The sequence below is a fragment of the Arthrobacter sp. V1I9 genome, assembly GCF_030817075.1.
Lineage (GTDB): Bacteria > Actinomycetota > Actinomycetes > Actinomycetales > Micrococcaceae > Arthrobacter.
In genome coordinates this window covers 2011504-2037144 of record NZ_JAUSYU010000001.1, presented here as the reverse complement: position 1 = coordinate 2037144, position 25641 = coordinate 2011504, and the positions used below count along the sequence as shown (strand labels likewise).

General features: G+C 65.4%; 19 protein-coding genes. 14 read left to right on the top strand and 5 right to left on the bottom strand.

The window, feature by feature from the left end; all coding sequences use genetic code 11:
- Window positions 1–92: 92 nt before the first annotated feature.
- Both QFZ70_RS09655 and QFZ70_RS09650 read right to left on the bottom strand, forming a co-directional pair.
- Window positions 93–641 carry a GNAT family N-acetyltransferase gene (locus QFZ70_RS09655; RefSeq protein ID WP_307095197.1) on the bottom strand — a complete coding sequence of 183 codons (549 nt, stop codon included), beginning with the start codon at window positions 639–641 and terminating at the stop codon, window positions 93–95.
- The gene (locus tag QFZ70_RS09650; protein WP_307095195.1) at window positions 625–1314 is read right to left on the bottom strand and encodes a YigZ family protein; all 690 of its coding nucleotides are present in this window, start codon (window positions 1312–1314) and stop codon (window positions 625–627) included. Before QFZ70_RS09650 ends, QFZ70_RS09655 begins: the two co-directional genes overlap by 17 nt.
- 52 nt (window positions 1315–1366) lie before the next feature.
- Between QFZ70_RS09650 and coaE the strand changes: the two genes are divergently transcribed.
- The 4 genes from coaE to QFZ70_RS09630 all read left to right on the top strand — a co-directional run bounded on the left by coaE (window position 1367) and on the right by QFZ70_RS09630 (window position 7488).
- Complete coding sequence (coaE, locus tag QFZ70_RS09645) at window positions 1367–2587, top strand: dephospho-CoA kinase (RefSeq protein ID WP_307095194.1); 1221 nt, start codon at window positions 1367–1369, stop codon at window positions 2585–2587.
- A 97-nt stretch (window positions 2588–2684) separates the two neighbouring features.
- Entirely contained in the window at window positions 2685–4781 is a 2097-nt protein-coding gene (uvrB, locus tag QFZ70_RS09640) for an excinuclease ABC subunit UvrB (protein ID WP_307095193.1), read from the top strand.
- A gap of 202 nt (window positions 4782–4983) precedes the next feature.
- Complete coding sequence (locus QFZ70_RS09635) at window positions 4984–6012, top strand: TerC family protein (RefSeq protein WP_307095191.1); 1029 nt, start codon at window positions 4984–4986, stop codon at window positions 6010–6012.
- A 105-nt stretch (window positions 6013–6117) separates the two neighbouring features.
- A complete protein-coding gene (locus QFZ70_RS09630; protein ID WP_307095189.1) occupies window positions 6118–7488 on the top strand; it encodes an MFS transporter in 1371 nt (456 codons plus the stop codon).
- A gap of 37 nt (window positions 7489–7525) precedes the next feature.
- Here the strand turns inward: QFZ70_RS09630 and QFZ70_RS09625 are convergent, their stop codons facing one another.
- The 3 genes from QFZ70_RS09625 to QFZ70_RS09615 all read right to left on the bottom strand — a co-directional run bounded on the left by QFZ70_RS09625 (window position 7526) and on the right by QFZ70_RS09615 (window position 12017).
- Window positions 7526–8866 carry an alpha/beta fold hydrolase gene (locus QFZ70_RS09625; protein WP_307095186.1) on the bottom strand — a complete coding sequence of 447 codons (1341 nt, stop codon included), beginning with the start codon at window positions 8864–8866 and terminating at the stop codon, window positions 7526–7528.
- Window positions 8859–9359 carry a GNAT family N-acetyltransferase gene (locus QFZ70_RS09620; protein WP_307095185.1) on the bottom strand — a complete coding sequence of 167 codons (501 nt, stop codon included), beginning with the start codon at window positions 9357–9359 and terminating at the stop codon, window positions 8859–8861. The genes QFZ70_RS09625 and QFZ70_RS09620 overlap by 8 nt, the downstream gene beginning before the upstream one ends.
- Window positions 9360–9470: 111 nt before the next feature.
- Window positions 9471–12017, bottom strand: a complete 2547-nt coding sequence (locus tag QFZ70_RS09615; protein WP_307095184.1) for an RNA helicase — start codon at window positions 12015–12017, stop codon at window positions 9471–9473.
- Between the two features lie 95 nt (window positions 12018–12112).
- Here QFZ70_RS09615 and QFZ70_RS09610 point away from each other — a divergent pair, with 95 nt between their 5' ends.
- From QFZ70_RS09610 to yvcK, 10 genes are all read left to right on the top strand, one after another.
- Window positions 12113–12892: a trans-aconitate 2-methyltransferase gene (locus QFZ70_RS09610; RefSeq protein WP_307095183.1), complete on the top strand. Its 780-nt coding sequence runs from the start codon at window positions 12113–12115 to the stop codon at window positions 12890–12892.
- A gap of 159 nt (window positions 12893–13051) precedes the next feature.
- Entirely contained in the window at window positions 13052–14824 is a 1773-nt protein-coding gene (locus QFZ70_RS09605; RefSeq protein ID WP_307097846.1) for an ABC transporter ATP-binding protein, read from the top strand.
- Window positions 14821–16632, top strand: coding sequence for an ABC transporter ATP-binding protein (locus tag QFZ70_RS09600; RefSeq protein ID WP_307095182.1), 1812 nt, complete (start codon window positions 14821–14823; stop codon window positions 16630–16632). Before QFZ70_RS09605 ends, QFZ70_RS09600 begins: the two co-directional genes overlap by 4 nt.
- The gene (locus QFZ70_RS09595) at window positions 16629–17009 is read left to right on the top strand and encodes a GntR family transcriptional regulator (RefSeq protein ID WP_307095180.1); all 381 of its coding nucleotides are present in this window, start codon (window positions 16629–16631) and stop codon (window positions 17007–17009) included. The genes QFZ70_RS09600 and QFZ70_RS09595 overlap by 4 nt, the downstream gene beginning before the upstream one ends.
- A 47-nt stretch (window positions 17010–17056) precedes the next feature.
- Window positions 17057–19981, top strand: a complete 2925-nt coding sequence (uvrA, locus tag QFZ70_RS09590) for an excinuclease ABC subunit UvrA (protein WP_307095179.1) — start codon at window positions 17057–17059, stop codon at window positions 19979–19981.
- Window positions 19982–20060: 79 nt separating this feature from the next.
- Complete coding sequence (locus QFZ70_RS09585; protein ID WP_307095177.1) at window positions 20061–20777, top strand: HAD hydrolase-like protein; 717 nt, start codon at window positions 20061–20063, stop codon at window positions 20775–20777.
- On the top strand, window positions 20764–21432 hold the full coding sequence (locus QFZ70_RS09580; protein WP_307095176.1) for a 1-acyl-sn-glycerol-3-phosphate acyltransferase: 669 nt from the start codon (window positions 20764–20766) through the stop codon (window positions 21430–21432). Before QFZ70_RS09585 ends, QFZ70_RS09580 begins: the two co-directional genes overlap by 14 nt.
- A gap of 94 nt (window positions 21433–21526) precedes the next feature.
- A complete protein-coding gene (uvrC, locus tag QFZ70_RS09575) occupies window positions 21527–23581 on the top strand; it encodes an excinuclease ABC subunit UvrC (protein ID WP_307095174.1) in 2055 nt (684 codons plus the stop codon).
- Between the two features lie 112 nt (window positions 23582–23693).
- Window positions 23694–24617, top strand: coding sequence for an RNase adapter RapZ (gene rapZ / locus QFZ70_RS09570; protein ID WP_104045553.1), 924 nt, complete (start codon window positions 23694–23696; stop codon window positions 24615–24617).
- Window positions 24617–25633, top strand: coding sequence for a uridine diphosphate-N-acetylglucosamine-binding protein YvcK (gene yvcK / locus QFZ70_RS09565; RefSeq protein ID WP_307095171.1), 1017 nt, complete (start codon window positions 24617–24619; stop codon window positions 25631–25633). The genes rapZ and yvcK overlap by 1 nt, the downstream gene beginning before the upstream one ends.
- Window positions 25634–25641 lie beyond the last annotated feature (8 nt).

Here is a 25641-nt window from a genome sequence, read left to right as displayed (position 1 = left end):
CCGGGCCAACGCAACAGGCCCCCTGCCCACAAGGCAGGGGGCCTGTTGCGTTAACACGCTGCTGGTCCGCTGAGCTCTAGGGTCAGCCAAGCCTAAAGTACGACGACGGCGCTGACCGTCCCGTCGCCGTCGGACCTGAGTACGGCGCCGGCGGAGGCAAGGAGACGCTGGGCTCCGAGGTTTCCGGTCAAGGTGCGGGCGGTGGCCCGCGCGACCCCGGCGCTGCGGGCCTCGCGCAGGACCAGGCGGAACGCTGCGCTTCCGATGCCGCGGGACCGAAAGCTCCTGCCGAGCCAGATGCCTGTTTCTGCAACAGTTGTGCCGTTGCCGAAGACAGCGTCACCGGATTCAGCACTGCCGGAGTCGGCACTGCCGGGCGCAAGGCGGCGGAGACGAATGGACCCGGCCAGGTGGCCGTCGGCGAGAATGCCCCACGTTTTCTCGCCGGCATCGCCGGTAAGGCCCTGGGCAGCGGCGCGGTGATAGCTGAAAAACCACGCCGTACGCTCCGGGTTCCAGCCCGGGCCGCCCAGCGGGGGAGCCACCTCGTCGGGGGAGGCGTCGCGCTTGGCCAGCGCGAGGAGCTGCTCCAGCACTGCTTCATCCACGTCCACCAGGGACACGTCAGGGAAGAGGGACATCCACCCACTCCGTCCCTTCCGGGCTGAGGGAAGCACTGCCCGAGGTCAACAACTGGAGACGGTCCGCCGCATCTGCGATCGTCCGGGCGTCGTCCGGTACTGCAACGCGCAGCACCGTGTGCTGTGCACCGTAGCTTGTTTCCGCCATCACGAAACCCGCTGTCCGGAGATCGTTTTCGAGCCTGCCGGCAGCAGCATGGGGCACTGCCGCGGAGCAGATCCGCAACCGGCTGCGCCGCACCAACGGCACCAGGGACAGTGCCGAGGACACGGACTCCGAGTACGCGCGCACCAGTCCCCCCGCCCCCAGCAGGATTCCGCCGAAGTAGCGGACGACGACGGCACTTACGTCACTGAGGTCGGCCGCCCCGGGCATCGTTTCCCTCTTGGTGAGGGCTTCGAGCATGGGGACGCCGGCCGTTCCCGAGGGCTCGCCGTCATCACTCGAACGCTGGATATCCCGGTCGGGGCCGAGGATGAAGGCGGAACAGTGGTGCCGGGCGTCGTGGAACTCGCGGCGGAGTCCTGCCACCAGGTCCCGCGCGGCGTCCTCCGTGTCAGCCCGGCGCAGCACCGTAATGAACCTTGAGCGCTTGATCTCGATTTCGTGGCGGAAGTCAGGACCGGACGCCAGGGTGGTGTAGCTGGTGGCCCGGCTCGCTTGCTCTTGCACCCGGCCCAGTCTAGGCCCCGCCGCCTGGGCTTGGTGAGGTTAGGGTGGTGGAGTGCTGAAGATTGGATTGACGGGTGGAATCGCCTCAGGCAAATCAGCAGTCGCCGCGCGCCTGAGGGAACGCGGGGCAGTGCTGGTGGACGCCGATGCGCTGGCGCGGGAGGTGGTGGAACCCGGCGCCGAAGGCCTGCACCGGATTGTGGCGGAATTCGGCGAGGACGTCCTGGGCGCTGACGGCTGGTTGGACAGGCCTAAACTCGGGGCCCTGGTATTCGGCGACTCCGCCCGCCTCGCCGCGCTGAACGGTATTGTCCACCCGCTGGTCCGTTCCCGGGCGGCCGCCATTGTGGCGGAAGCCCCGGAGGACGCGGTGGTGGTCCAGGACATCCCGCTGCTGGTGGAAACAGGCCAAGGCGCGGACTTCCACCTGGTCCTGGTGGTGGACGCCCCGGATGAGATGAGGCTGCAGCGGATGCTGGAGCACCGTGGGATGACCGCCGAGGCAGCCCGCTCCCGGATGGCGGCCCAGGCAACACGGGAAGAACGCCTCGCCGTGGCTGACGCCGTCCTCAACAACTCGGGCACGCTGGAGCAGCTGGTGGCAGAAGTGGATCGGCTGTGGGATGACCGCCTGGCGCCCTTTGCCCGGAACCTGTCGGCAGGAGAAAGGGCAGCGAGGGCCGGGGGACCGGTCCTGGTGCCGGCGCGGGTCGAATGGGCGAGCGAAGCCCGGCGGCTGATGAACAGGATTCTCAAACTAACTCCTGCCGGGCAGCAGGACATGGTGGCAGGTGACCACATCGGCTCCACATCAATTCCCGGCCTGGACGCCAAGGACGTCATCGACCTGCAGCTCACCGTCCCGAACCTGGACGTTGCCGACGCCCTTGCACCAGCGCTGGCCGCGGCCGGATTCCCCGTGATTCCGGGGATCACCACCGACAACCCCAAGCGCGGCCACCCGAACCCGGATGACTGGCGGAAACGCATGCACGCAAACGCCGATCCGGGCCGGCCGGTTAATTTGCACATCAGGGCTGCCGGCTCGCCCGGCTGGCGCTTCGCCCTTTGCTTCCGCGACTGGCTGCGGGCGGAACCGACAGCGGCGGCGGAGTACCTGGCACTAAAGCGCAGACTCGCTGCCGCCCACGCCGGGGACACATCAACGGAGGACTACGCGGCGGCCAAGGAAGACTGGTTCACGTCCATCGAAGAACCCCTTGAACGGTGGGCCAAGCAGTCCGGCTGGCAGCCGCCGTCGCGCGTGTCCTGACCTGCCTCGTCAGTACTCTTCCCGCGCTGCAGGGTCCGGTGTTCGCCCGTAACGGACTTGCCCCCTCAGTGTCGGTGGCCCACTGTAAATTAGAACCATGAGCCTTGCGCAGGAAGTCAACCGTGTTGTAGCGCCCTTCGAGGTCATCAGCGAGTTTAAACCGGCCGGCGACCAGCCTGCCGCCATTGCCGAACTGACGGAGCGTATCAAGAACGGCGAGAAGGACGTGGTGCTGCTCGGCGCCACCGGTACGGGCAAGAGCGCCACCACGGCGTGGCTGATCGAACAGGTCCAGCGCCCAACCCTGGTGATGGTCCAGAACAAGACCCTCGCAGCGCAGCTGGCTAACGAATTCCGTGAACTGCTGCCCAACAACGCGGTGGAGTACTTCGTCTCGTACTACGACTACTACCAGCCCGAAGCCTACGTGGCGCAGACGGACACGTTCATCGAGAAGGACTCCTCCATCAACGAGGAAGTGGAGAGGCTCCGCCACTCCGCCACCAACGCCCTGCTGACCCGCCGCGACGTCATTGTGGTGGCTACCGTGTCCTGCATTTATGGCCTGGGTACCCCGGAGGAATACATCGCCGGCATGGTGACCCTCCGCAAGGGGGCGGAAATGAACCGTGACCATCTGCTCCGGAAATTTGTCGCCATGCAGTACGCCCGCAACGACATGGACTTCCACCGCGGCACCTTCCGGGTCCGCGGCGACACCGTGGAAATCATCCCCATGTACGAGGAACTGGCCATCCGGATCGAGTTTTTTGGAGATGAGATCGAGAACATCCACACGTTGCACCCGCTGACCGGCGAAGTGATCCGGGATGAAGAGGAGATGTACGTCTTCCCCGCTTCGCACTATGTGGCAGGGCCTGAGCGGATGGCCAAGGCCATCAAGCGGATTGAAGACGAACTCGCCGACCGGCTGAAGGTCCTGGAAAGCCAGAACAAGCTCGTCGAGGCTCAGCGGCTGCGGATGCGCACCACGTACGATCTCGAGATGATGCAGCAGATGGGCTTCTGCAACGGCATCGAGAACTACTCATCGCACATTGACGGCCGTGCCCCCGGTACCGCTCCGCACTGCCTCCTTGACTACTTCCCGGACGACTTCCTGCTGGTGGTGGATGAGTCCCACGTGACCATCCCCCAGATCGGTGCCATGTATGAAGGCGACATGTCCCGCAAACGGAACCTCGTGGACTTCGGCTTCCGCCTGCCGTCCGCCATGGACAACCGTCCGCTCAAGTGGGATGAATTCCTCCAGCGGGTGGGCCAGACGGTCTACCTTTCCGCGACTCCCGGCAAGTACGAGCTGGGCAAAGCGGACGGTACGGTCCAGCAGATCATCCGGCCCACCGGACTGATCGACCCCGAGGTGGTGGTCAAGCCCACCAAGGGCCAGATCGATGACCTGCTGGGTGAAATCAAAACGCGCACCGACAAGAATGAGCGGGTCCTGGTCACCACGCTCACCAAGCGGATGGCGGAGGACCTCACTGACTACTTGCTGGGCCATGGCGTGAAGGTGGAGTACCTGCACTCAGATGTGGACACCCTGCGCCGCGTGGAGCTGCTCCGCGAGCTCCGGATGGGCACATTCGACGTCCTGGTCGGCATCAACCTGCTCCGCGAAGGCCTGGACCTGCCGGAGGTCTCCCTGGTGAGCATCCTGGACGCGGACAAGGAAGGCTTCCTGCGGTCCTCTACTTCGCTCATCCAGACCATAGGCCGCGCCGCCCGCAACGTCTCCGGCCAGGTGCACATGTACGCGGACCGCATCACGGACTCCATGGCGCACGCCATCGACGAGACCAACCGCCGGCGCGCCATCCAGGTCGCCTACAACACGGAGAGGGGCATCGATCCGCAGCCGCTGCGGAAGAAGATCGCCGACATCACAGACCAGCTGGCCAAGGAAGACGCTGACACCCAGGAACTGCTCAGCAACAACCGCCTGGCCAAGGGCGGCAAGCGCAAGTCCGCGGCGAAGGGTGCTGCCCAGATCCGCTCCGACGGCCTCGCAGCCGCACCCGCCGAGGACCTGGTGGGCCTGATCGAACAGCTCACGGAGCAGATGCACGGGGCCGCAGCCGAGCTGCAGTTTGAGGTGGCAGCGCGGATCAGGGATGAGGTCAGCGAACTGAAGAAGGAACTGCGCCAGATGCAGGCAGCCGGGCACGCCTGACACAATCGTCAACGCTGAATGGTCAGGGCAGCGGCCTGCGGTACAGTTAATGCCACGTAGGGGAGTATCCCAAGCGCTACGATCGTCAACACGCAGGGCATAGTTGCCCCGCCGGGCGTAGCGGGCCGCCACATCAGCACCAAGTGCACAGGCAGGCCGGAGAGACTTACACTGCATCTCTGTACCTGCGAAAGGCTGCCCTGTGCTCGAATTACCCGTGTGGTTCGAGGTCGGCTCGTTAGTCGTCCTCGGCCTGATCCTCCTGATCGACCTTCTCCTGGTGGTTCGCCGCCCGCACGAACCCTCCATGAAGGAGGCAGGCCTCTGGGTGGCGTTCTACGTCAGCCTCGCCCTGGTGTTCGCCGGCGCCATGTTCGCCTTCACCGGCCCTGAATACGGCGGACAGTTCGTCGCCGGCTGGGTAACGGAATATAGCCTCAGCATCGACAACCTGTTTGTCTTCATCATCATCATGGCCAGGTTCTCCGTACCCCGGAAGTACCAGCAGGAAGTGCTGATGGTGGGCATCATCATCGCCCTGATCCTGCGCGGCATCTTCATCCTTCTCGGCGCCATTGTGATCGAACAGTTCAGCTGGGTGTTCTACATCTTCGGCGCTTTCCTGCTCTGGACCGCCTGGAAGCAGGTTCAGGATGAAGGCGAGGACGAAGAAGACCGCGAGAACCCGCTGATCGCCCAGATCCGCAAGGTCATCCCCATGTCGGAGAAGTTCGACGGCGGCAAGCTGCGCACCACGGTGGACGGCAAGAAGGTCTTCACCCCCATGCTGATCGTGTTCATCACCATCGGCCTCACGGATCTGCTCTTCGCCGTCGACTCCATCCCTGCGATCTTCGGCCTGACCCAGAGCCCCTTCATTGTCTTCACGGCGAACCTGTTCGCGCTGATGGGCCTGCGCCAGCTGTACTTCCTGCTGGGTGGCCTCATGAACCGCCTGATCTACCTGAAGCACGCGCTGTCCTTCATCCTGGCGTTCATCGGCGTCAAGCTGGTGCTGCACGCCATGCACGTCAACGAACTGCCGTTCATCAATGGCGGCCAGCACATCGAGTGGGCTCCCGAGATCCCCACGTTTGTGTCCCTGGCGGTCATCGTGGGCACCATCATCATCGCGGTGGTTGCCAGCCTCCTCAGCTCCAAGGCAAAGGAAGCACACCTGGACCCGCGCCTCGAGGAAGACGTCCGGAAGAGCCACAGCGACGTCGACTAGTTCCTTCCGTTTTTGCACACGGGCAATCCCGGCCGCCCTGCGGCCGGGATTGCCGGGTTTAAAGTGGCTCTTTAAGAGCCGGACGGCGAGGACTATGCTCTGATCATGGCCGGCACTTTGATGACGGAAAGCGGAGTGCGCCAGGTGCAACGGCGCACCGTGGTGCTGCTGAGTGCGGCCCAGGTGTTCGGCGGAATCGGAACCGGGGCAACTGTTTCCATCGGATCCATCCTTGCCGTGGAGCTCTCCGGATCAAGTGCCTGGGCGGGTGCGGTGGCCACGGTCATGACGTTGGGCGCCGCGCTGGCTGCCTTGCCCCTCGCCGCCCTTGCCGACCGCCGGGGACGCCGGATAGGCCAGGTCGCGGGGCTTTCGGCCGCCCTGCTGGGCACTCTGTTGATGGTGCTGTCGGTGGTCTGGGGCGTGTTTGTCCTGCTCGTGCTCGGCGCAGCCGGTATCGGGGTAGGGACGGCCGCGAGCCTGCAGGCGCGTTTCGCCGCCGTCGATCTCGCTGATGCCGAGCACCGTGGCCGTGCCCTCTCGGCCGTCGTCTGGGCTGTGACCGTCGGCGCTGTGGCCGGCCCCAATCTGATCCAGCCCGGAACCGTGGTGGGCGAGGCACTCGGACTGCCGCCCGTCGCCGGGCCGTTCGTCATCTCCGGGGCAGGTCTCCTCGTGGCCACTGTGCTGCTCTTCGCCGGCCTGCGGCCCGACCCCCTCCTGCTCGCGCGCAGCCTCGCATCCGTCGCGCCTCCCGCCCCGGAGCACTCCGCCCGGCAAGCGCCCTCACCACAGACACCCTTGGCACGGGCCCCTGCGACGCCGGCGGGCGGATCCTTGGCGCGGGGGATGCGGGCCATCCGCAGCTCACGGATGGCACTGCTCGCCGTGGCCGCCGTCGTCGGGGCCCACGCTGTGATGGTGGGCGTTATGTCCATGACGCCGCTTCACCTGCAGCACCTTGTGGAAGGGCCGGCCGCGTCGCATGCCGGGCACACGGCGTCGGGGGACGTCCTGGTGATCATCGGTTTTACCATTTCCTTGCACATTGCGGGCATGTTCGCGCTGTCGCCGGTGATGGGTTGGTTGACGGACAAGGCGGGCAGGATTGAAACCATCATGATCGGCTTAGGCCTGCTGATCACCGCCGTCGCAGTGGCCGGGTTCGGCCAGGACTCCACCACCGCCGTCGCTGTGGGGCTGGTCCTGCTGGGCATGGGCTGGTCGGCGTCCACCATCTCCGGCTCCACCCTCCTGGCCGAGAGCGTCGGCCAGGATTCCCGGGTGGTCGTCCAGGGCGTCTCAGACATGCTGATGGGGATCGCCGGCGCGGTGGGCGGGGCCACCTCCGGCCTGGTCCTGAGCCAGGCCGGCTACCTGGGGCTGAACATGGCGGGAGCCCTGGTGGGGGTGGCTGTCCTCGCGGTGGCCGCCGTCACAGTGGTGGCGCGCCGGCGGGGAACCGCGGCGCCGTAGGGGCCAACTGCCTCCGTAGACCAGCCGGCGCTGCAGGTTAGCTGCGGGCGGAGCGGGCCATGCCGAGCAGGCGGGTGAAGATGCCCTCGCCGTCGTCGGCGATACCGTCGTGATGGAAATCCGCGGTCTCCCAGACCTGCAGCCCGCGGACGGCTGAGGCCGTCTCCAAGGATAGGTTCCGGTCCACGTAGATGTCGTCCGAGTAGACGGCGGCGGCCACGGGCACAGTGTTGACGGCCAGCCGGTGAACGTCGTAGAGCGGTTTCCAGTCTGATTTTGTTGCCAGCCGCTCCGCCACCTCGCGCAGGGGGCGCAGGGCGGGGTCCTGGTCGAAGTACCACGGGTAGACCATTTCGCCGGTGAGCAGCAGCGGGTCCGCGTCCGGCCCGAACTCCGGATACTCACGCAGTACCCGCCAGGCAGACCAGTCCGTGGCTTCACCCTGGCCGTAGATGGACTCGTGCATCAGGGCGTACAACGGGTTGGAGCGGCGGGACACTATCCCTTGCATCTGTTCGAGGAAGGGATCTGAAAGCCTGCTGCCGCCGGCGGTCTCCGTGAACGCGTCCTCCAGCAGGTAGTGCAGGCTGTCCACCCGGGTGTTGCCGCCCAGGAAGGCACCCGCCATCTGGAAGCGCTCCACAGTGAGGGGACCGCCGTCGGGCAGGAACTCCGGGGTGCTCCGCAGATGGCGCGCGATCCGGTCTACAGCGGACCGGTCCTCGGGATACCAGCTAAAGTATTCGGCGTTCCGTGCGGCCACGCGCTGGAAGGTGGCACGGTATACGTCGTCAGCCGGGCAGGTCAGCGGGGGGAGGCCGCCGGTGATGAACGCCTCGCAAAGGCCTTCGGGGGCAAACGAAAGGTAGGTGAGCGCGCAAAAGCCACCGTAGCTCTGCCCGTATATACTCCAGGGCGGTGAACCCAGCGCATTCCTGATCAGTTCGGCGTCTGCGACGATTGAATCAGCCCTGAAATGCTCCAGATAGGCCGCCTGTTCCTTCGCCGTGCCGCGCAAAGGCAGGGTGTTCCGGTCAAGGGCGGTAGACAGCCCGGTGCCCCGCTGGTCCAGCATCAGGATCCGGAAATCCTTGGCAGCGGCCTTGCTCCAGCCGCCCAGCGAACCGAACCTGTTGCCGCGGCCGCCCGGGCCGCCCTGCAGGAACAGCAACCAGGGCAGCCTGGCGGCGTCTTCCTCACTGTGGGAGGCCGAGACGTACTCGCGGGCGAAGACGGTTATGGTTTCAGGGTCGTTGGAAAAGTGGTCGAAAGGCACCGTGAAGAAGTGCTCGACGGTGCGCATGCCGCGGAATTCATGCCGGGCGCGGACCTCGTGCCGCACCTGCCCGCGCGCGGCGGCTATCTGCACGTCAGCCATTGGCCGCGGCCGGCACAGCACCGGCGAACTGCTCGAGGGCATCGCCGGTGAGCCGGAAGGTGGACCAGCCGTCCATGGGACGGGCGCCCAGGCGGCGGTAGAAGTTGATGGACGGCTCGTTCCAGTCCAGCACGCTCCACTCCACCCTGGCGTAGCCGTTGCCGACGGCGATCCCGGCAAGGTGCTGCAGCAGCGCCTTGCCGTGCCCTTCGCCGCGCGCTTCCGGGCTGACGTAGAGGTCCTCCAGGTAGATCCCGTGGACACCTTCCCACGTTGAGTAGTTCAGGAACCAGAGGGCAAAGCCACGGACTTCGCCGTGCTCGTTCTCGGCCATGGCCGCGAAGACCCGCGGGTTGCTGCTGAACAGCACCTCCTCCAGCATCTCCGGGGTGTTCCGGACTGCGTCCGGTTCCTTCTCGTAGTGCGCCAGTTCGTGGATCATGCGGAGGATCGCGGGGACGTCTTGCGGGGTTGCCGGGCGGATTACACTCATTGTCCGAGCTTACCGCCGGGACCGCCGCCCTGCAGTCAGCGGTCCCCCAGGCGTTCTCCGGGGCGCTCCCTACAGTGCGGCGCCACCCGATGGCCTGCACACTTCTGCCGGTCAGAACCGGTTGACGTCCGTCACCCGCAGGACTGCAGTTCCGGTTTCATCCGAGGCCTCCAGGTCCACCTCGGCAGAGATGCCCCAATCGTGGTTCCGGGCGGGGTCGTCAAAAACCTGCCGGACCTTCCACACGCCGGGTTCCTCGGTAATGATGAGCAGACCAGGGCCGCGGGCGTCCGGGCCGGTGCCGATGTCGTTGTGCTCGTCGAAGTAGTCGTCAAGGATGTCTTCCCAGCGGTCGGCGTCCCAGCCGGCGCCGCCGTCGAGTTCGCCCAGGGCTGCAGCGTCCTCGTCCGCGAACAGTTCCACCCGCCGGAACATCTCGTTGCGCACCATCACCCGGAAGGCGCGGATGTTTGACGTGAGCGACGGCGGAGGAGGCGGCGGTGCGTCGTGCGGGGTGGGTGCGGCGCCAGACGTGAGCTCCTCCCACTCATCGAGCAGGCTGGAGTCGACCTGCCGCACCAGTTCACCCAGCCAGGCAATAAGATCCTCCAGGTCTTCGCGCAGCATGTCCTGCGGCACCGTTTGCCGCAGCGCCTTGAAGGCATCCGCCAGGTACCGCAGGACGATGCCTTCGGAGCGGGCAAGGCCATAGAACTGGACGAATTCGCCGAAGTTCATGGCGCGCTCGTACATGTCCCGCACCACTGACTTTGGCGCCAGTTCGAAATCGCCCACCCAGGGGGCAGCCTTGCGGTACACCTCGAACGCTTCGCCGAGGATTTCACCAAGGGGCTGCGGGTACGTGACTTCCTCCAGCATCGCCATGCGCTGGTCGTACTCGATGCCGTCGGCCTTCATTGCCGCTATCGCTTCGCCGCGGGCTTTTTTCTGCTGCGCAGAGAGGATCTGGCGCGGCTTTTCCAGCGTTGCCTCGATCACGGACACCACGTCCAGGGCGTACGACGGCGACTCCGGATCAAGGAGCTCCAGTGCGGCCAGCGCGAAGGGGGACAGCGGCTGGTTGAGCGCGAAGTTGGCCTGCAGGTGCACGGTGAGGCGGACAGTGCGGCCGTCCCGTCCCTGCTGTTCGGGCGGAATCCGCTCCACCACCTCGGCGGCCAGCAGCTCGCGATAGATGCCTAGCGCCTTCTTCATGAGCTGTAGCTGCGAGGACCGGGTCTCATGGTTTTCCGTCAGGAGGCGCCGGGCGGCAGCGAAGGGGTCGCCGGGCCTCTCCATCAGGTTCATGAGCATCGCATGGGTCACGGTGAAGCTGGAGGTCAGCGGCTCCGGCACTGATTCGACCAGGCGCTTAAAGGTGGGCTCGCCCCACGACACAAAACCCTCCGGCGGCTTTTTCTTCACCACCTGGCGCAGCTTCTTCTGGTCGTCACCGAACTTGGCGGTGGCCTTGGCCATCGCCTTCACGTTTTCCGTGACGTGCTCGGGGGCCTGGACCACCACCGTGCCGGCGGTATCGTAGCCTGCGCGCCCGGCGCGGCCGGCAATCTGGTGGAACTCACGGGAGTTCAGCTGCCGGGTGCGGACGCCGTCGTACTTGCTCAGGGCGGTCAGAAGCACGGTGCGGATGGGGACGTTGATGCCCACCCCCAAGGTGTCCGTACCGCAGATCACTTTCAGCAGCCCGGCCTGTGCCAGCTGCTCCACCAGGCGGCGATACTTCGGAAGCATGCCGGCGTGGTGCACCCCGATTCCATGGCGGACCAGGCGGTTGAGGGTCTTGCCGAAACCGGCGGCGAAACGGAAGTTGGCGATCAGCTCTGCGATCCTGTCCTTCTCCTCGCGGGTGCAGACGTTGATGCTCATCAGTGTCTGTGCGCGGTCGATCGCTTCGATCTGGCTGAAGTGCACCACATAAACCGGCACCTGCTTGGTGGAGAGCAGCTCCTCAAGCGTCTCGTGCACAGGGGTCTCGTGGTAGTAGTAATGCAGCGGAATGGGCCGTTCCGCCGAGCTCACCGTGGTGGTGGGGCGTCCGGTCAGGCCGGTCAGGCCCTCTTCAAACCTGCTGACGTCACCCAGTGTGGCGGACATCAGGAGGAACTGGGCCTGGGGGAGCTCCAGCAGGGGCACTTGCCACGCCCAGCCGCGCTGCGGGTCGGAGTAGAAGTGGAACTCGTCCATGATCACAGAACCCAGTTCCGCTGCTGCCCCTTCACGGAGGGCAGTGTTGGCCAGGATCTCGGCCGTGCAGCAGATGATGGGTGCGTCCTGGTTGACACCGGAATCGCCGGTGATCATTCCCACGTTCTCCGCGCCGAAAATATCGCAGAGGGCAAAGAATTTTTCGGACACCAGCGCCTTGATGGGTGCGGTGTAGTAGCTGCGCCGGCCCTGGGCCATGGCCTGGAAGTGTGCTGCAATGGCAACCAGGGACTTCCCCGACCCGGTGGGGGTGGCCAGGATGACGTTGGCCCCGGTTGCCAGCTCCATGATCGCTTCGTCCTGGGCGGGGTACAGCTCCAGCCCCCGGCTTTCCGTCCATTCAATGAACCGGGTGTACAGGGCGTCGGGATCGACGGCGGAAACGGGCAGGTCCCGGGCGGGCAGAAGGGGCAGCTGGTCAACGAGTTTCATTGATTTCCAGCTTAGTGCCCGGACGCGCCCGGAATTCCGCCGCCGGCGGGTTAGGCTTCGCCGTACCGTGACAGAACCAGAACGTGGAGACAGCAATGAAATGGGATCCGGCAAAATACGTCCAGTTCGGCGATTACCGCGACCGGCCGTTTTTCGACCTGACGGGCCGGGTCCACGCGGAGTCGCCCGGGCAGGTGGTGGATCTGGGCTGTGGTCCGGGAAACCTCACAGCCACCCTCGCCGAGCGCTGGCCCGGCGCCAATGTTGTGGGCCTGGACTCCTCGGCCGAGATGCTTGCCAAAGCCGAGGCTGTTGCCCAGGGAACGCCCTTCCTGCGATTTGGCCTCATGGACATTGCCGAGTGGATGCCCTCGGAGGAGACCGGGGTGGTGGTGAGCAACGCGGCCCTGCAGTGGGTCCCCGGCCATCAGGACATGATGCGCTCCTGGTTGGCGGCGCTCCGTCCCGGCTCATGGTTTGCGTTGCAGGTTCCGGGCAACTTCAATGCCCCGTCCCATGCGCTGATGCGCGGGTTGGCCGGGTCCTCCCGGTGGGCGCCCACACTGCAGGGAGTGCTGCGGGGCGGTGAGTCGGTGGGTGAGCCCGCGGACTACCTCCGGATCCTGCTCGACGCCGGTTTCACGGCGGACGCCTGGGAGACCACCTACCAGCAGGTGCTCACCGGTCCGGAACCCGTCCTGGAGTGGGTCCGCGGCACTGCCCTGCGGCCGGTGCTGGCCGTCCTGCCGCCTGAGGACGGCGCAGAGTTCGAGGCCGAATACGCTGCCGCACTGAGGCAGGCTTACCCGCAGGGCCCGCACGGAACGGTGTTCCCTTTCCGCAGGATTTTCGCCGTGGGGCGCAAGAATGACTGACTAAAACCAATCGCTGGAGGTTTTTTGCCGAACGTGATGGCGTGTGACAGCAAAGGTAAGTGATGTGGCTTACAATTGCGGAGTTGGCCCATGGGGGAGGCCAGCACCGCCGTTGGCGGCTTCCCTGAGCGCAGTGGAGGTATGGTGCTGATCGCATTGATGAGGCGGCTGTTGGGGGACCATAAACTTGCCGTGGCCGCCATTGTCCTCCTGCAGCTGGTTCAGGCCGGGGCGAACCTCCTGTTGCCGACAGTAAACGCAGCCATCATCGACGACGGAATTGTGGCGGGCCAACCCGCCGTGATCTCCCGCCTGGGCGTAGTTATGGCCGTAATCGCCGTTCTCCAGGCGGCGGCCGCCATTGGGGCGGGATACCTTGCTGCCGTTGTTGCGATGCGGATCGGGCGGCAGTTGCGGGGCGAGATTTTCGCAAGGATCCAATCGCTGTCCTCGCAGGATGTTGCAGTCTTCGGAACCCAAAGTCTGACCACCCGTGCCACCAATGACACCCAGCAGATCCAGGCGTTCGCTGTGCTGGTATTCACCATGCTGGTAGCGGGACCGGCCATGGGGGTTGGCGGCGTGGTCCTTGCCCTGCAGCAGGACGTGGTGCTCTCGTCGGTGGTGATCGTCATCGTGCCGCTGCTCCTGCTGATCATGTACCTCATTGTCCGGAGGCTGATCCCGCTCTACCGGGAAGGACAGGATCTTCTGGACCGGGCAGGCGGAATACTCCGCGAGCAGATCATCGGTGCCGGCGTCATCCGGTCCTTTGTCCGCCAGGACCATGAGATCCGCCGCTTCGCCCGGGTCAACGGCAGCCTTACTGCCAACAACCTCCAGTCCGCTCTCCTGGTTGCAGGCATGCTCCCGATGGTCATGCTGGTAGTCAACCTCTCCTCAGTGGCTGTGGTCTGGTTCGGGGGCCACCGGATCCAGGCTGGCCTGATGAACCTGGGGGCACTGACAGCGTTCATTTCCTACAACCTGCAGATCCTTGTGGCGATCATGATGTCCATGTACGTGCTGATGACGGCACCCCGCGCAGCGGTCTGCGCGGAGCGGATCACTGCGGTCCTGGACACGGAGCCCTCAGTACGGGAACCACTGCACCCGAAAACCCTGCACCCGAAAACCCTGGAACGTCCCACCACCGCGGCTGATGGAAAACCGTCCCATCCCGCGCCTGCCGGGACCCTGGAGTTCAATGGAGTGGCCTTTTCCTACCCGGGGGCAGAGGAGCCCGTCCTTGCCGGCGTCAGTTTCACCGCCCGTCCGGGCACGACGACCGCGATTGTCGGCTCCACCGGCAGCGGAAAGTCCACCCTCGTCAACCTGATCCCGCGTTTCCTCGATTCCACGGCCGGGACCATCAGCCTGGGGGGTATGGACATTAGGGACGTTTCGTTGGACAGCCTTCGCGCAGCGATGGCGATAGTTCCCCAACGCTCCCACCTTTTCACCGGTACCATTGCCAGCAACCTTCGGATGGCCGCGCCGGAGGCAACGGAGGAGGAACTCTGGGAAGTCCTGGAGACCGCCCAGACCATGCGCTTTATGCGGGACCTGCCGGAGGGGCTGGACACGCCGTTGGGCCAGGGCGGTACCAACCTCTCGGGCGGCCAGCGGCAGCGGCTGTGCATTGCCCGCGCCCTGCTTCGCAAAACTTCCCTGTACCTGTTCGATGACAGTTTTTCAGCCTTGGACTATGACACCGACACCAGGCTGCGGCAGGCACTGCAGACCACGCTGGCCGCTGCAACGGTTGTAGTGGTCGCCGAGCGTATTTCCGCCGTTGAAGGGGCAGGACTGATCCTGGTGCTCGACGCCGGCCGCGTCGTTGCGCAGGGTAGGCACCAGGAGTTGTTGGAGACATCCGCCACCTACCGTGAGATAGCGGAATCCCAACTGGCACTGGACGGAGGCCCATGAGTGCGGCAGCCGGCGTCGAGGAAGCGGCCCCCGTACGGTTTTGGTCCACCGCACGCCGGCTCCTTGCCCTGTTGCGGCCCTTTCGGCTGCGAATGCTGGGCGCAGTTGCCGCCACCTGCGCCTTCGCCGGCCTGAACGTCGCCGCGCCCAAGTATCTCGGTGACGCCACCGACGTCGTTGTGGAAGGGGTCCTGCGCCGTGCTCTGGACGAGGAAGGACTAGGAGCCATACTCGCGGTGGTGGCGCTTATGTATTTGTGCACCTCCCTTTTCAACTGGATCCAGGGGGCGCTTACCGCCCACTCGGTACAGGGCCTGATGTACGGCCTACGGGAGTCCGTAGAGGAAAAACTGCACAGGCTCCCGGTGAACTACTTCGGGGAACGCTCCAGGGGCGATGTCCTCAGCCGTGCCACTAACGACATTGACAACATCACCCAGGCCCTGAACCAGCTCCTGACACAACTCATCATGGCTATCCTGATGCTGTGCGGCTCGCTGGCAATGATGCTGTGGATCTCGCCGCTGCTGGCTGCCATTGCCATCGCCACCGTTCCCCTTTCCACCCTTATCACCTGGCTGGTAGCCAGGAAGTCCCAAACCCAATTCGCCAGCCAGTGGACCGAGACCGGCCAACTGAATGCGCACGTGGAGGAGTTTGTCACCGGCCACGAGGTCATCAAGGCGTTCGGGCAGCAGTCCCAGGCCGCGGAAGTCTTCGCCCGGAGCAACGAGAGGCTGGCACGTGCCGCCACCCGGGCACAGTATTCCGCCGGGGTGGTGCAGCCGCTGATGGTCCTGATGTCCAACCTGAATTACATCGCTGTGGCAGTGGTAGGGGCCCTCCAGGTCATCGTCGGGGCTATGACCATCGGCGGCATCCAGGCGTTCATCCAGTTCAGCAGGCTCTTTACCCAGCCGGTTGGCCAGATCGGAGGCATGCTCAACCTCATGCAGTCCTGCGTGGCCTCCGCAGCCCGTGTCTTTGCCCTGCTCGACGCGGGGGAGGAGCCCGCCGATCCGCCGCGCGCAGTCGTCTTGTCGCGCGCGCGTATCGTCTTCGACGACGTGACGTTCGGCTACGGCAAAGCAGCGCCGGCGGTCCGCGAACTGACCTTTGCGGTGGAACCGGGCCGGACAGTGGCGATCGTGGGGCACACCGGGGCCGGCAAGAGCACCGTGATCAACCTCCTGCTGCGTTTTTTCGAACCGGATTCGGGCCGCATCACCATGGACGGGAAGGACATCGCGGCCATTCCACGGGACCTCCTGCGTGCACAATTCGGTGTGGTACTCCAGGACGCCTGGCTCTTTGCGGGGACCATCCGGGAGAACATCGCCTATGGAAATCCGGGCGCGCCAGAAGCCGACATCCTGGCCGCGGCGGAGGCCAGCTACGTGGACCGCTTTGTCAGGTCCCTGCCCCGGGGGTACGACACGGTGCTGGAGAACGGCGGCGACGGGCTGAGCCAAGGCCAGCGGCAGCTCATTACCATCGCCAGGGCGCAGCTGGCAGGCCGGGCAGTGCTGATCCTTGATGAAGCTACCAGCTCGGTGGACTCAAGGACGGAACTGCTGATCCGACAGGCCATGCAGCGGTTGCGCCACGGCAGGACCAGCTTTGTTATCGCCCACCGTTTGTCCACTGTGCGCGACGCTGATCTAATCGTGGTCATGGACCACGGACACATCGTCGAGCAGGGCCGCCACCATGACCTCCTGGCCGCCAACAGCTACTACACCCGGCTTTACAACGCGCAGTTCTCCCGGCAGGCGGGACGGAAAGGCGCGTTGGAGGCCGGCATTTGAAAACGGTGGCCGACTTCCCGGGATCGTGGAAGCCCAACGCGGCCAGCTCGGTGCCGCTGTTCGAGCAGCTGAGGCTCCAGGTCATCCATTTGGCCGACGGCGGGAAGCTTCCGCCAGGCACACGGCTGCCCGCTGTCAGGGCGCTGGCCGAGCGGTTGGACGTCGCCCCGCACACGGTGGCCAGGGCCTACAAGGAGCTCGAGGCGGCCGGCGTCGTGGCCACACGCGGGAGGAATGGCACGGTGGTATGCGCACGTGACGAACGTCTCGGCGGGCTTTCAGAGGCTGCCGCGGCCTATGCTGCCGCCGCTAAAGCGCAGGGAGCGTCGTTCGCTGAGGCGGTACAGCTGTTCGCCGCGGCGTACGACGGCGGCTGACGGCTCCCGCGTGAGTGTTCGAAGAAGTTTTCGATTAGCATTAGTAAGTGCCTAAAGCCGTAGCTGAAGAATCTGCCATCCAATCCGTTGAAGTCACCGTAGCGCCCTCCACGCCGCCGAAGCGCCCCGACCTTTCCCGTCTCGTGGTCAAGGGTGCCCGCGAGCATAACCTGCGCAACGTGGATCTGGACCTTCCCCGGGACGCCATGATCGTCTTCACCGGGTTGTCCGGCTCCGGCAAGTCATCCCTCGCGTTCGACACCATCTTCGCCGAAGGCCAGCGCCGCTACGTCGAATCGCTCTCCGCCTACGCACGGCAGTTCCTCGGCCAGGTGGACAAGCCCGACGTCGACTTCATCGAGGGGCTCTCCCCAGCCGTCTCCATCGACCAGAAGTCCACCAGCAAGAACCCCCGCTCCACCGTGGGAACCATCACCGAAATCTACGACTACATGCGTTTGCTCTGGGCGCGCGTGGGCCGGCCGCACTGCCCGGTGTGCGGCGAGCCCGTAGCCAAGCAGACGCCCCAGCAGATTGTTGACCAGCTGCTTGAGTTGGACGAGGGAACACGTTTCCAGGTCCTGGCTCCCGTGGTCCGCGGCCGGAAGGGGGAGTTTGTTGACCTTTTCAAGGAGCTGACCGCCAAGGGCTATTCCCGTGCACGCGTGGACGGCAACCTCGTCCAGCTGAGCGACCCGCCGAAGCTGGGCAAGCAGTTTAAGCACACCATTGAAGTTGTGGTGGACCGCCTGGTGGTCAAGGAAGGCATCAGCCAGCGGTTGACCGATTCCATCGAAACCGCGCTTGGCCTGGCCGAGGGCAGGGTCCTGGCCGAATTTGTGGACCTCGATGCGGATGATCCGCACCGGCTCCGGGCTTTCTCCGAGAACCTGGCGTGCCCGAACGAACACCCGCTGGCCATCGACGAAATCGAGCCGCGGTCCTTCTCCTTCAACAACCCCTTCGGCGCCTGCGCGGCCTGCAGCGGCATCGGCACCAAGCTGGAGGTGGATGAGGAACTCATCGTTCCCAACACGGAGCTGTCACTGTCCGAAGGGGCCATCGCTCCGTGGTCCCTGGGCACCGCCACCACCGAGTACTGGAACCGGCTCCTGGAAGGCCTGGCAAAGGAACTTGGCTTCTCCATGGAGACCCCGTGGGAGAAGCTGGGCAGCGATGTCCGCCAGACGGTGCTGCACGGCAAGGACCACAAGGTTGTGGTGCAGTACAAGAACCGGTTCGGCCGGGAACGGAAGTACAGCACCGGGTTCGAGGGTGCCATCCAGTACGTCCACCGCAAGCACGGCGAGACGGACTCGGATTGGGCCCGGGACCGCTACGAAGAGTACATGCGGCAGATTCCCTGCCCCGCCTGCAACGGCGCCCGGCTCAACCCGGCTTCCCTGTCCGTGCTGATCAACGGCAAGTCCATCGCCGACGTCGCCGCCCTGCCCATGCGCGACTGCGCTGATTTCCTGAACAATCTGGTGCTCACCGGCCGTGAGGCGCAGATTGCACACCAGGTGCTGAAGGAGATCCAGGCGCGCCTGACCTTCCTGCTCGACGTCGGGCTGGAGTACCTGAACCTCGAGCGGCCGTCGGCCACGCTGTCCGGCGGCGAAGCCCAGCGAATCCGGCTGGCCACCCAGATCGGCTCCGGCCTGGTCGGTGTGCTCTACGTCCTGGACGAGCCTTCCATCGGCCTGCACCAGCGCGACAACCGGCGCCTGATCGATACGCTCACCCGGCTCCGGGACATGGGCAACACACTCATCGTGGTGGAGCATGACGAGGACACCATCCACGTGGCGGACTGGGTGGTGGACATCGGACCCGGCGCCGGCGAGCACGGCGGCCAGGTGGTCCACTCCGGCTCCTACAAGGATCTGCTGGAAAACACCGCTTCACTCACCGGCGACTACCTCTCCGGACGCAAGAAAATCGACGTCCCCAAGAAACGCCGGAAGTATGACAAAAAGCGTGAACTGAAGGTTGTCGGCGCGCGGGAGAACAACCTCGTCAACGTGGATGCCGCGTTCCCGCTGGGCCTCTTTACGGCCGTGACCGGCGTCAGCGGTTCCGGCAAGTCCACACTGGTAAACGAGATCCTGTACAAGGTCCTGGCCAACAAGCTCAACGGCGCCAAGCAGGTGGCCGGCCGGCATAAGACCGTCCAGGGCCTGGAACACCTGGACAAGGTGGTGCACGTTGACCAGAGCCCCATCGGCCGCACGCCGCGTTCCAACCCGGCCACGTATACGGGCGTCTTTGACAACATCCGCAAGCTGTTCGCCGAGACCACCGAAGCGAAGGTCCGCGGTTACCTGCCGGGCCGGTTCTCCTTCAACGTTAAGGGCGGGCGCTGCGAGGCGTGCTCCGGCGACGGAACGCTGAAGATCGAAATGAACTTCCTGCCGGACGTCTATGTTCCGTGCGAGGTGTGCCACGGTGCCCGGTACAACCGCGAAACCCTGGAAGTGCACTACAAGGGCAAGACCATCGCGGACGTGCTCAACATGCCCATTGAGGAGGGCGCAGAGTTCTTCGCCGCCTTCTCTCCGATTGCGCGCCACCTGAACACCCTGGTGGACGTGGGCCTTGGCTATGTCCGCCTTGGCCAGCCTGCCACTACGCTGTCCGGCGGCGAGGCCCAACGCGTCAAGCTTGCCGCGGAACTGCAGAAGCGGTCCAATGGCCGCAGCGTGTATGTCCTTGATGAGCCCACCACGGGCCTCCACTTCGAGGACATCCGCAAGCTGTTGATGGTCCTGCAGGGGCTGGTGGACAAGGGCAATACCGTCATCACCATCGAACACAACCTCGACGTCATCAAAAGTGCCGACTGGATTGTGGACCTGGGTCCCGACGGCGGTTCGGGAGGCGGCCAGATCGTCGCTGCCGGCACGCCCGAACAGCTCGCCAAGTCCACCACCAGCCACACTGCTGCCTTCCTGGCCGAAATCCTGCCGTAGAGGGACCAAAGCACTCCGACGTATTCCGCTACGCGTATGCGAGTTTCAGGCACGTGTGCTGTCGTGAGAAACTAACCCGGTGACTCAAACAACAGTGCCCGTGATCTTTGACCTGGACGGCACTCTTGTCGACCCGGCCGGTGGGATAACAGATGGAATTGCTTCGGCCCTTCGCGGGGTGGGGCTTCCGGTTCCCGGTCAGGACCTGCTCGAAGCCATGATCGGCCCCAAGCTGAGCGACTCGCTGCTCAACGTGGCCCAGGTTCCTGCGGAGCTGCTGGACGAGGTGATCGGCCGCTACCGGGAGTACTATGTGGCCACCGGAATCGGCCAGGGCCGGATCTACCCGGGGGTCCGCGAAGTCCTTGAGTCCTATGTTGCCGCCGGCCGGCCCATCGCCGTCGCAACCCAGAAACCCCAGGGGCTGGCCCGCACGGTCCTGGAGCACCACGGAATCGACGGCCTGTTCCACGGCATCCACGGCTCGGCAGACAACGAATCGGCCGTGGCCGGCGTTCCGCTCGGAAAGACGGAAATCATTGCGGCTGCCCTGAAAGACCTGGGCACCCAGCACGCCCTGATGGTCGGCGACCGGGCCCAGGATGTCTCGGGCGCCATTGCCAACGGACTGGATTGCATCGGCGTGTCCTGGGGCTTCGCCCCGAACGGGGAACTTGAAGACGCAGGAGCCGTGGCCGTGGTGGAAACCGCAGCGGAGCTGGCTGCCGCCATCGACCGGCTGCAGGCGATCCACAGTGCCGCCATGAGCGAGGTGACCAACGATGGAAATGTTTGAGGCCGTCCGCTGGACCACGCGTACCCTGATCGCCGGCACCTGCCGGCCCACCGTCGTCGGCATCGAGAATGTCCCCACCGACGGACCCTTCATTGTGGCGCCCAACCACCTGTCCTTCTTTGACAGTGTCATCGTGCAGGCCCTGATGCCCCGCCCCGTGGCCTTCTTCGCCAAGGCCGAGTACTTCACCACCGGCGGCGTCAAGGGCAAGGCGATGAAGGCGTTTTTCGAATCCGTAGGTTCGATCCCCGTGGAACGCGGTGAGCAGGCCGCCAGCGTCCAGGCACTCAGGACCCTCATGGATCTCTTGGAGTCGGGCAAGGGAATCGGGATCTATCCCGAAGGCACCCGGTCCCGGGACGGCATCCTCTACCGCGGACGGACCGGCGTGGGCTGGCTGGCGCTGACGACCGGTGCGCCCGTCATTCCGGTGGGCCTGATCGGGACGGAGAATCTTCAGCGCGCCGGCGAGAAGGGCGTCCGGCCGCAGCACTTCATCATGAAAGTGGGGGAGCCGCTGTACTTCGACAAGACGGGACCGGACCACTCGCTGCCTGCGCGCCGGCAAGTGACGGACCGCATCATGGATGCCATTGCCGAACTCAGCGGCCAGGAACGCTCCACCAGCTACAACCAAAGCAAGATCGCGGAGTAGGAAGCGGACGGCATACGCCATTGCTGAGGCCGGGCGGAGCACGGCAAACCCTCGCGTGTCAATGGCACCCAGCCTGCCTCAGTAGAATAGATAGGTGGCAAATCCAGCAAGTTATCGGCCCCAAACGGGCGAGATTCCCACCAACCCGGGGGTGTACCGGTTCCGCGACCCCAACGGACGGGTCATCTACGTGGGCAAGGCTAAAAGCCTCCGCTCCCGGCTGAATTCGTACTTCGCCAATCCTGCCGGACTCCTGCCGAAAACCTACGCCATGGTGCACGCGGCCAGCAGCGTGGAATGGACTGTGGTGGGCAGCGAGCTGGAATCGCTGCAGCTGGAATACACCTGGATCAAGGAATTCAAGCCCCGGTTCAACGTAGTCTTCCGCGACGACAAGACCTACCCCTACCTCGCCGTCACCATGGGCGAAAAATATCCGCGCGTGCAGGTCATGCGTGGAGACCGGAGGAAGGGCACCCGCTACTTCGGCCCCTACACCGCGGGAGCCATCCGGGAAACCATGGATACCCTGCTCCGCGTCTTTCCGGTGCGGAGCTGCAGTGCCGGTGTTTTCAAGCGCGCCGAGGCCAGCGGCCGGCCCTGCCTGCTGGGTTACATCGACAAGTGCTCCGCACCCTGCGTGAAGCGGGTTTCCCCCGAAGACCACCGCGCCCTGGCGGAAGATTTCTGCGCCTTTATGGGCGGGGAGGCCAAACGCTTCATCAGCAAGCTCGAAAAGCAGATGGCGGAGGCCGTGGCCGAGCTGAACTACGAGCGGGCAGCCCGGCTTCGGGACGATATCACGGCGCTGCGCAAGGTCTTTGAGCGGAACGCCGTGGTGCTCGCCGAGGACACCGACGCGGACGTCTTTGCCCTGCATGAGGACGAGCTGGAAGCCGCAGTTCAGGTGTTCCACGTCCGCGGCGGCCGGGTCCGCGGCCAGCGCGGCTGGGTTGTTGAGAAAGTGGAGGATTCCACCACCCCCGACCTGGTGGAGCACCTCCTGCAGCAGGTCTATGGAGACGAAGGGCAGAGCCATGGACGGCTGCCCCGGGAAGTCCTCGTGCCCGTGGCCCCTACCAACCAGGCGGAACTCACCGAGTGGCTGGGCGGAATGCGCGGCGCCAAGGTTGACATCCGCGTACCCCAGCGCGGGGACAAAGCTGCGCTGATGTCCACGGTGCGGGAGAACGCCGAGCACGCCCTGAAGCTGCACAAGACCCGCCGGGCCGGTGACCTCACAGTCAGGTCGCAGGCGTTGCAGGAACTCCAGGAGGCGCTGGACCTCCCCGTACCGCTGCTCCGCATCGAGTGCTACGACGTGTCCCATGTCCAGGGCACCAACGTGGTGGCATCGATGGTGGTTGTGGAAGACGGCCTGCCAAAGAAATCCGACTACCGGAAGTTCTCCATCACCGGCGCCGCCGCCACTGACGACACCGCCGCCATGCACGACGTCCTGACCAGGCGCTTCCGCTACTACTTGCAGGACAAGTCCGGGCAGGTGGATGACTCCGTCCTCAACGCCAGCGGGCAGGAACCGGAGTTGGAGCAGGGTGCGCAAGGACTGCCGCAGGACGCCGGCCCGCAGGGACTGCCCCAGGACGACGCCTTGCTCGATACCACCACGCCGGCGCCGCGGGCCAAGTTCGCCTACCCGCCCAACCTCGTGGTGGTGGACGGCGGCAAGCCCCAGGTCAACGCCGCGGCCCGCGCGCTGGCTGGTCTGGGCATTGACGATGTGTATGTGGTGGGCCTGGCTAAACGCCTGGAGGAGGTCTGGCTGCCGGACAGCGACTTCCCGGTCATCCTGCCCCGGACCTCCCAGGGGCTGTACCTGCTCCAGCGGATCCGGGACGAAGCCCACCGTTTTGCCATCTCGTTCCACCGGCAGAAGCGCGGGAAGGCCATGACCGTCTCCGCGCTGGACGGGGTACCGGGTCTCGGCGCCTCCAAGCGAAAAGCCCTCCTGGCGCACTTTGGATCGGTGAAAGGAGTTAAGGCGGCCTCGGTGGCGGAACTTTCCGAAGCCAAGGGGATTGGGCCTGCACTCGCGGGCGCCATCGTTAATCATTTCTCCGCCACCGGGCCGGAGGCAGCAAACGTGCCGGCCATCAACATGACCACCGGCGAAGTCATTGAAACCTAGCGGACACCGCTGAAACTTGGCTTTGTTCAAAGAAACTTAGCTAGGGTTGAGGGCGGGGTACCCGCCGACGCGGGCCACCCCGGAGAACAACAGCAGAAACGGGGCGGACTTAATGGCAGACACAACGGCGGAATCCGGAGCAGGGCAGGACGGGATGCTTCCCGTCAAGCCGCTCGAAGCGGAACTGCTGGTAGTCACCGGGATGTCCGGAGCGGGGCGGAGCACCGCGGCTGACGCGCTGGAGGACCACGGCTGGTACGTCGTGGAAAACCTGCCGCCGCAAATGCTGGGCACCCTCGCCGAGCTCGTCTCGCACGCGCCCCAGTCCATCCCGCGGCTGGCCGTTGTCATCGACGTCCGCAGCAAGGGCCTGTTCGCGGACATCCGCGCGGCCCTCGGGGCGCTGGCCGCCAGCGGTGTTACCTTCCGCGTCCTTTTCCTGGACGCCAGCGACGACGTCCTGGTCCGCCGCTTCGAACAGGGACGCCGGCCCCACCCCCTGCAGGGCGGGGGCCGCATCCTCGACGGCATCGCCGCCGAACGCGACCTGCTCCAGGAACTGCGCGACAGCTCCGACGTCGTACTGGACACCTCGGGCTACAACGTCCACGGCCTCGCCACCGCCATCACCGAACTCTTCAGTGAGACCGGCCCGGTGGCCCTGCGCCTGAACGTTATGAGCTTCGGCTTCAAGTACGGCCTGCCCGTGGACTCAAACTACGTGGCAGACGTCCGGTTCATCCCCAACCCGCACTGGGTGCCGCAGCTGCGTCCACACACCGGGTTGGACAAGGACGTCAGCGACTACGTGCTCGAAGCCGAGGGCGTCAAGAACTTCGTGGACCGCTACGTCATGGCACTGGAACCGGTCCTGGACGGCTACCGCCGCGAGAACAAGCACTACGCCACCATCGCCGTGGGCTGCACCGGCGGCAAACACCGCTCGGTGGCGGTCGCCGTCGAACTCTCCAAGAAGCTGGCCCAATACCCGCGGGTCACGGTGACCACCACCCACCGGGACCTGGGCCGCGAGTAATGTCGCTGTTTACCGGGGCGCTGCCGCTGGTTCCGCCTGCCGGCACGGCGGCAACCCAGCAGGATAAGGGGCCGAACGTTGTTGCGTTGGGCGGTGGCCACGGCCTCTCGGCGTCGCTCTCGGCACTGCGCCTGCTCACCTCGGAGCTCACGGCGATCGTCACGGTGGCGGACGACGGCGGCTCTTCCGGACGTCTGCGCGACGAGTACGGCGTCCTCCCGCCGGGGGACCTGCGCATGGCGCTGTCCGCCCTGTGCGACGACACCGACTGGGGACGCACCTGGCGCGACGTGATGCAGCACCGCTTCCGCCCCGGAAAGGGGCCGGGCGGCTCGCTGGACGACCACGCCACGGGGAACCTGCTGATCGTTACCCTGTGGGAACTGCTGGGTGACGCCGTCGCAGGGCTGCGGTGGGCCGGCGCGCTGCTCGGAGCACGCGGCCAGGTCCTGCCCATGTCCACGGAGCCGCTGACCATCGAAGGTGACGTCCGGGTCACCGCTCCCGACGGAACGTCGCAGCTGCAGACCATCCAGGGACAGGCGCGCTGCGCCGTTGCCGGTTCGCTGGAGCAGGTGCGCCTCCTGCCTGAAGCCGCGCCCGCCTGCGCTGAAGCGCTGACGGCCATCGAGCTCGCGGACTGGGTCATCCTGGGCCCGGGCTCCTGGTATACCTCGGTGCTGCCGCACCTGCTGCTCCCCGAAATGCGGCAGGCTCTGTGCCACACGCCGGCCAAGCGCTGCCTCACCATGAACCTGGCCACGGACACCAAGGAAACCTCCGGCATGACCGCTGCAGACCATCTGCATGTCCTGCGCCGCTATGCCCCTGAGTTCAGCGTTGATGTTGTCTTGGCCGATCCTGCCTCTGTTCCCGACCGTCAGGAGTTCGAGAAGGCCGCCGCGATGATCGGCGCCGAGGTGGTCTTGGGTAAAGTAGGGGCGTCGGGCCGCCGACCCGTCCATGACCCCCTGCGTCTGGCCACGGCGTACAACGACATTTTCGGGAACAGTTAGGAAGGTGC

Coding starts and splice junctions, on each gene's coding strand:
- QFZ70_RS09620 (WP_307095185.1), bottom strand. CDS start 9,359: ATGAGTGTAATCCGCCCGGCAACCCCGCAAGACGTCCCCGCGATCCTC.
- QFZ70_RS09600 (WP_307095182.1), top strand. CDS start 14,821: ATGAGTGCGGCAGCCGGCGTCGAGGAAGCGGCCCCCGTACGGTTTTGG.
- yvcK (WP_307095171.1), top strand. CDS start 24,617: ATGTCGCTGTTTACCGGGGCGCTGCCGCTGGTTCCGCCTGCCGGCACG.
- QFZ70_RS09615 (WP_307095184.1), bottom strand. CDS start 12,017: ATGAAACTCGTTGACCAGCTGCCCCTTCTGCCCGCCCGGGACCTGCCC.
- rapZ (WP_104045553.1), top strand. CDS start 23,694: ATGGCAGACACAACGGCGGAATCCGGAGCAGGGCAGGACGGGATGCTT.
- uvrB (WP_307095193.1), top strand. CDS start 2,685: ATGAGCCTTGCGCAGGAAGTCAACCGTGTTGTAGCGCCCTTCGAGGTC.
- QFZ70_RS09655 (WP_307095197.1), bottom strand. CDS start 641: ATGTCCCTCTTCCCTGACGTGTCCCTGGTGGACGTGGATGAAGCAGTG.
- QFZ70_RS09580 (WP_307095176.1), top strand. CDS start 20,764: ATGGAAATGTTTGAGGCCGTCCGCTGGACCACGCGTACCCTGATCGCC.
- QFZ70_RS09625 (WP_307095186.1), bottom strand. CDS start 8,866: ATGGCTGACGTGCAGATAGCCGCCGCGCGCGGGCAGGTGCGGCACGAG.
- QFZ70_RS09605 (WP_307097846.1), top strand. CDS start 13,052: ATGAGGCGGCTGTTGGGGGACCATAAACTTGCCGTGGCCGCCATTGTC.
- QFZ70_RS09630 (WP_307095189.1), top strand. CDS start 6,118: ATGGCCGGCACTTTGATGACGGAAAGCGGAGTGCGCCAGGTGCAACGG.
- QFZ70_RS09610 (WP_307095183.1), top strand. CDS start 12,113: ATGAAATGGGATCCGGCAAAATACGTCCAGTTCGGCGATTACCGCGAC.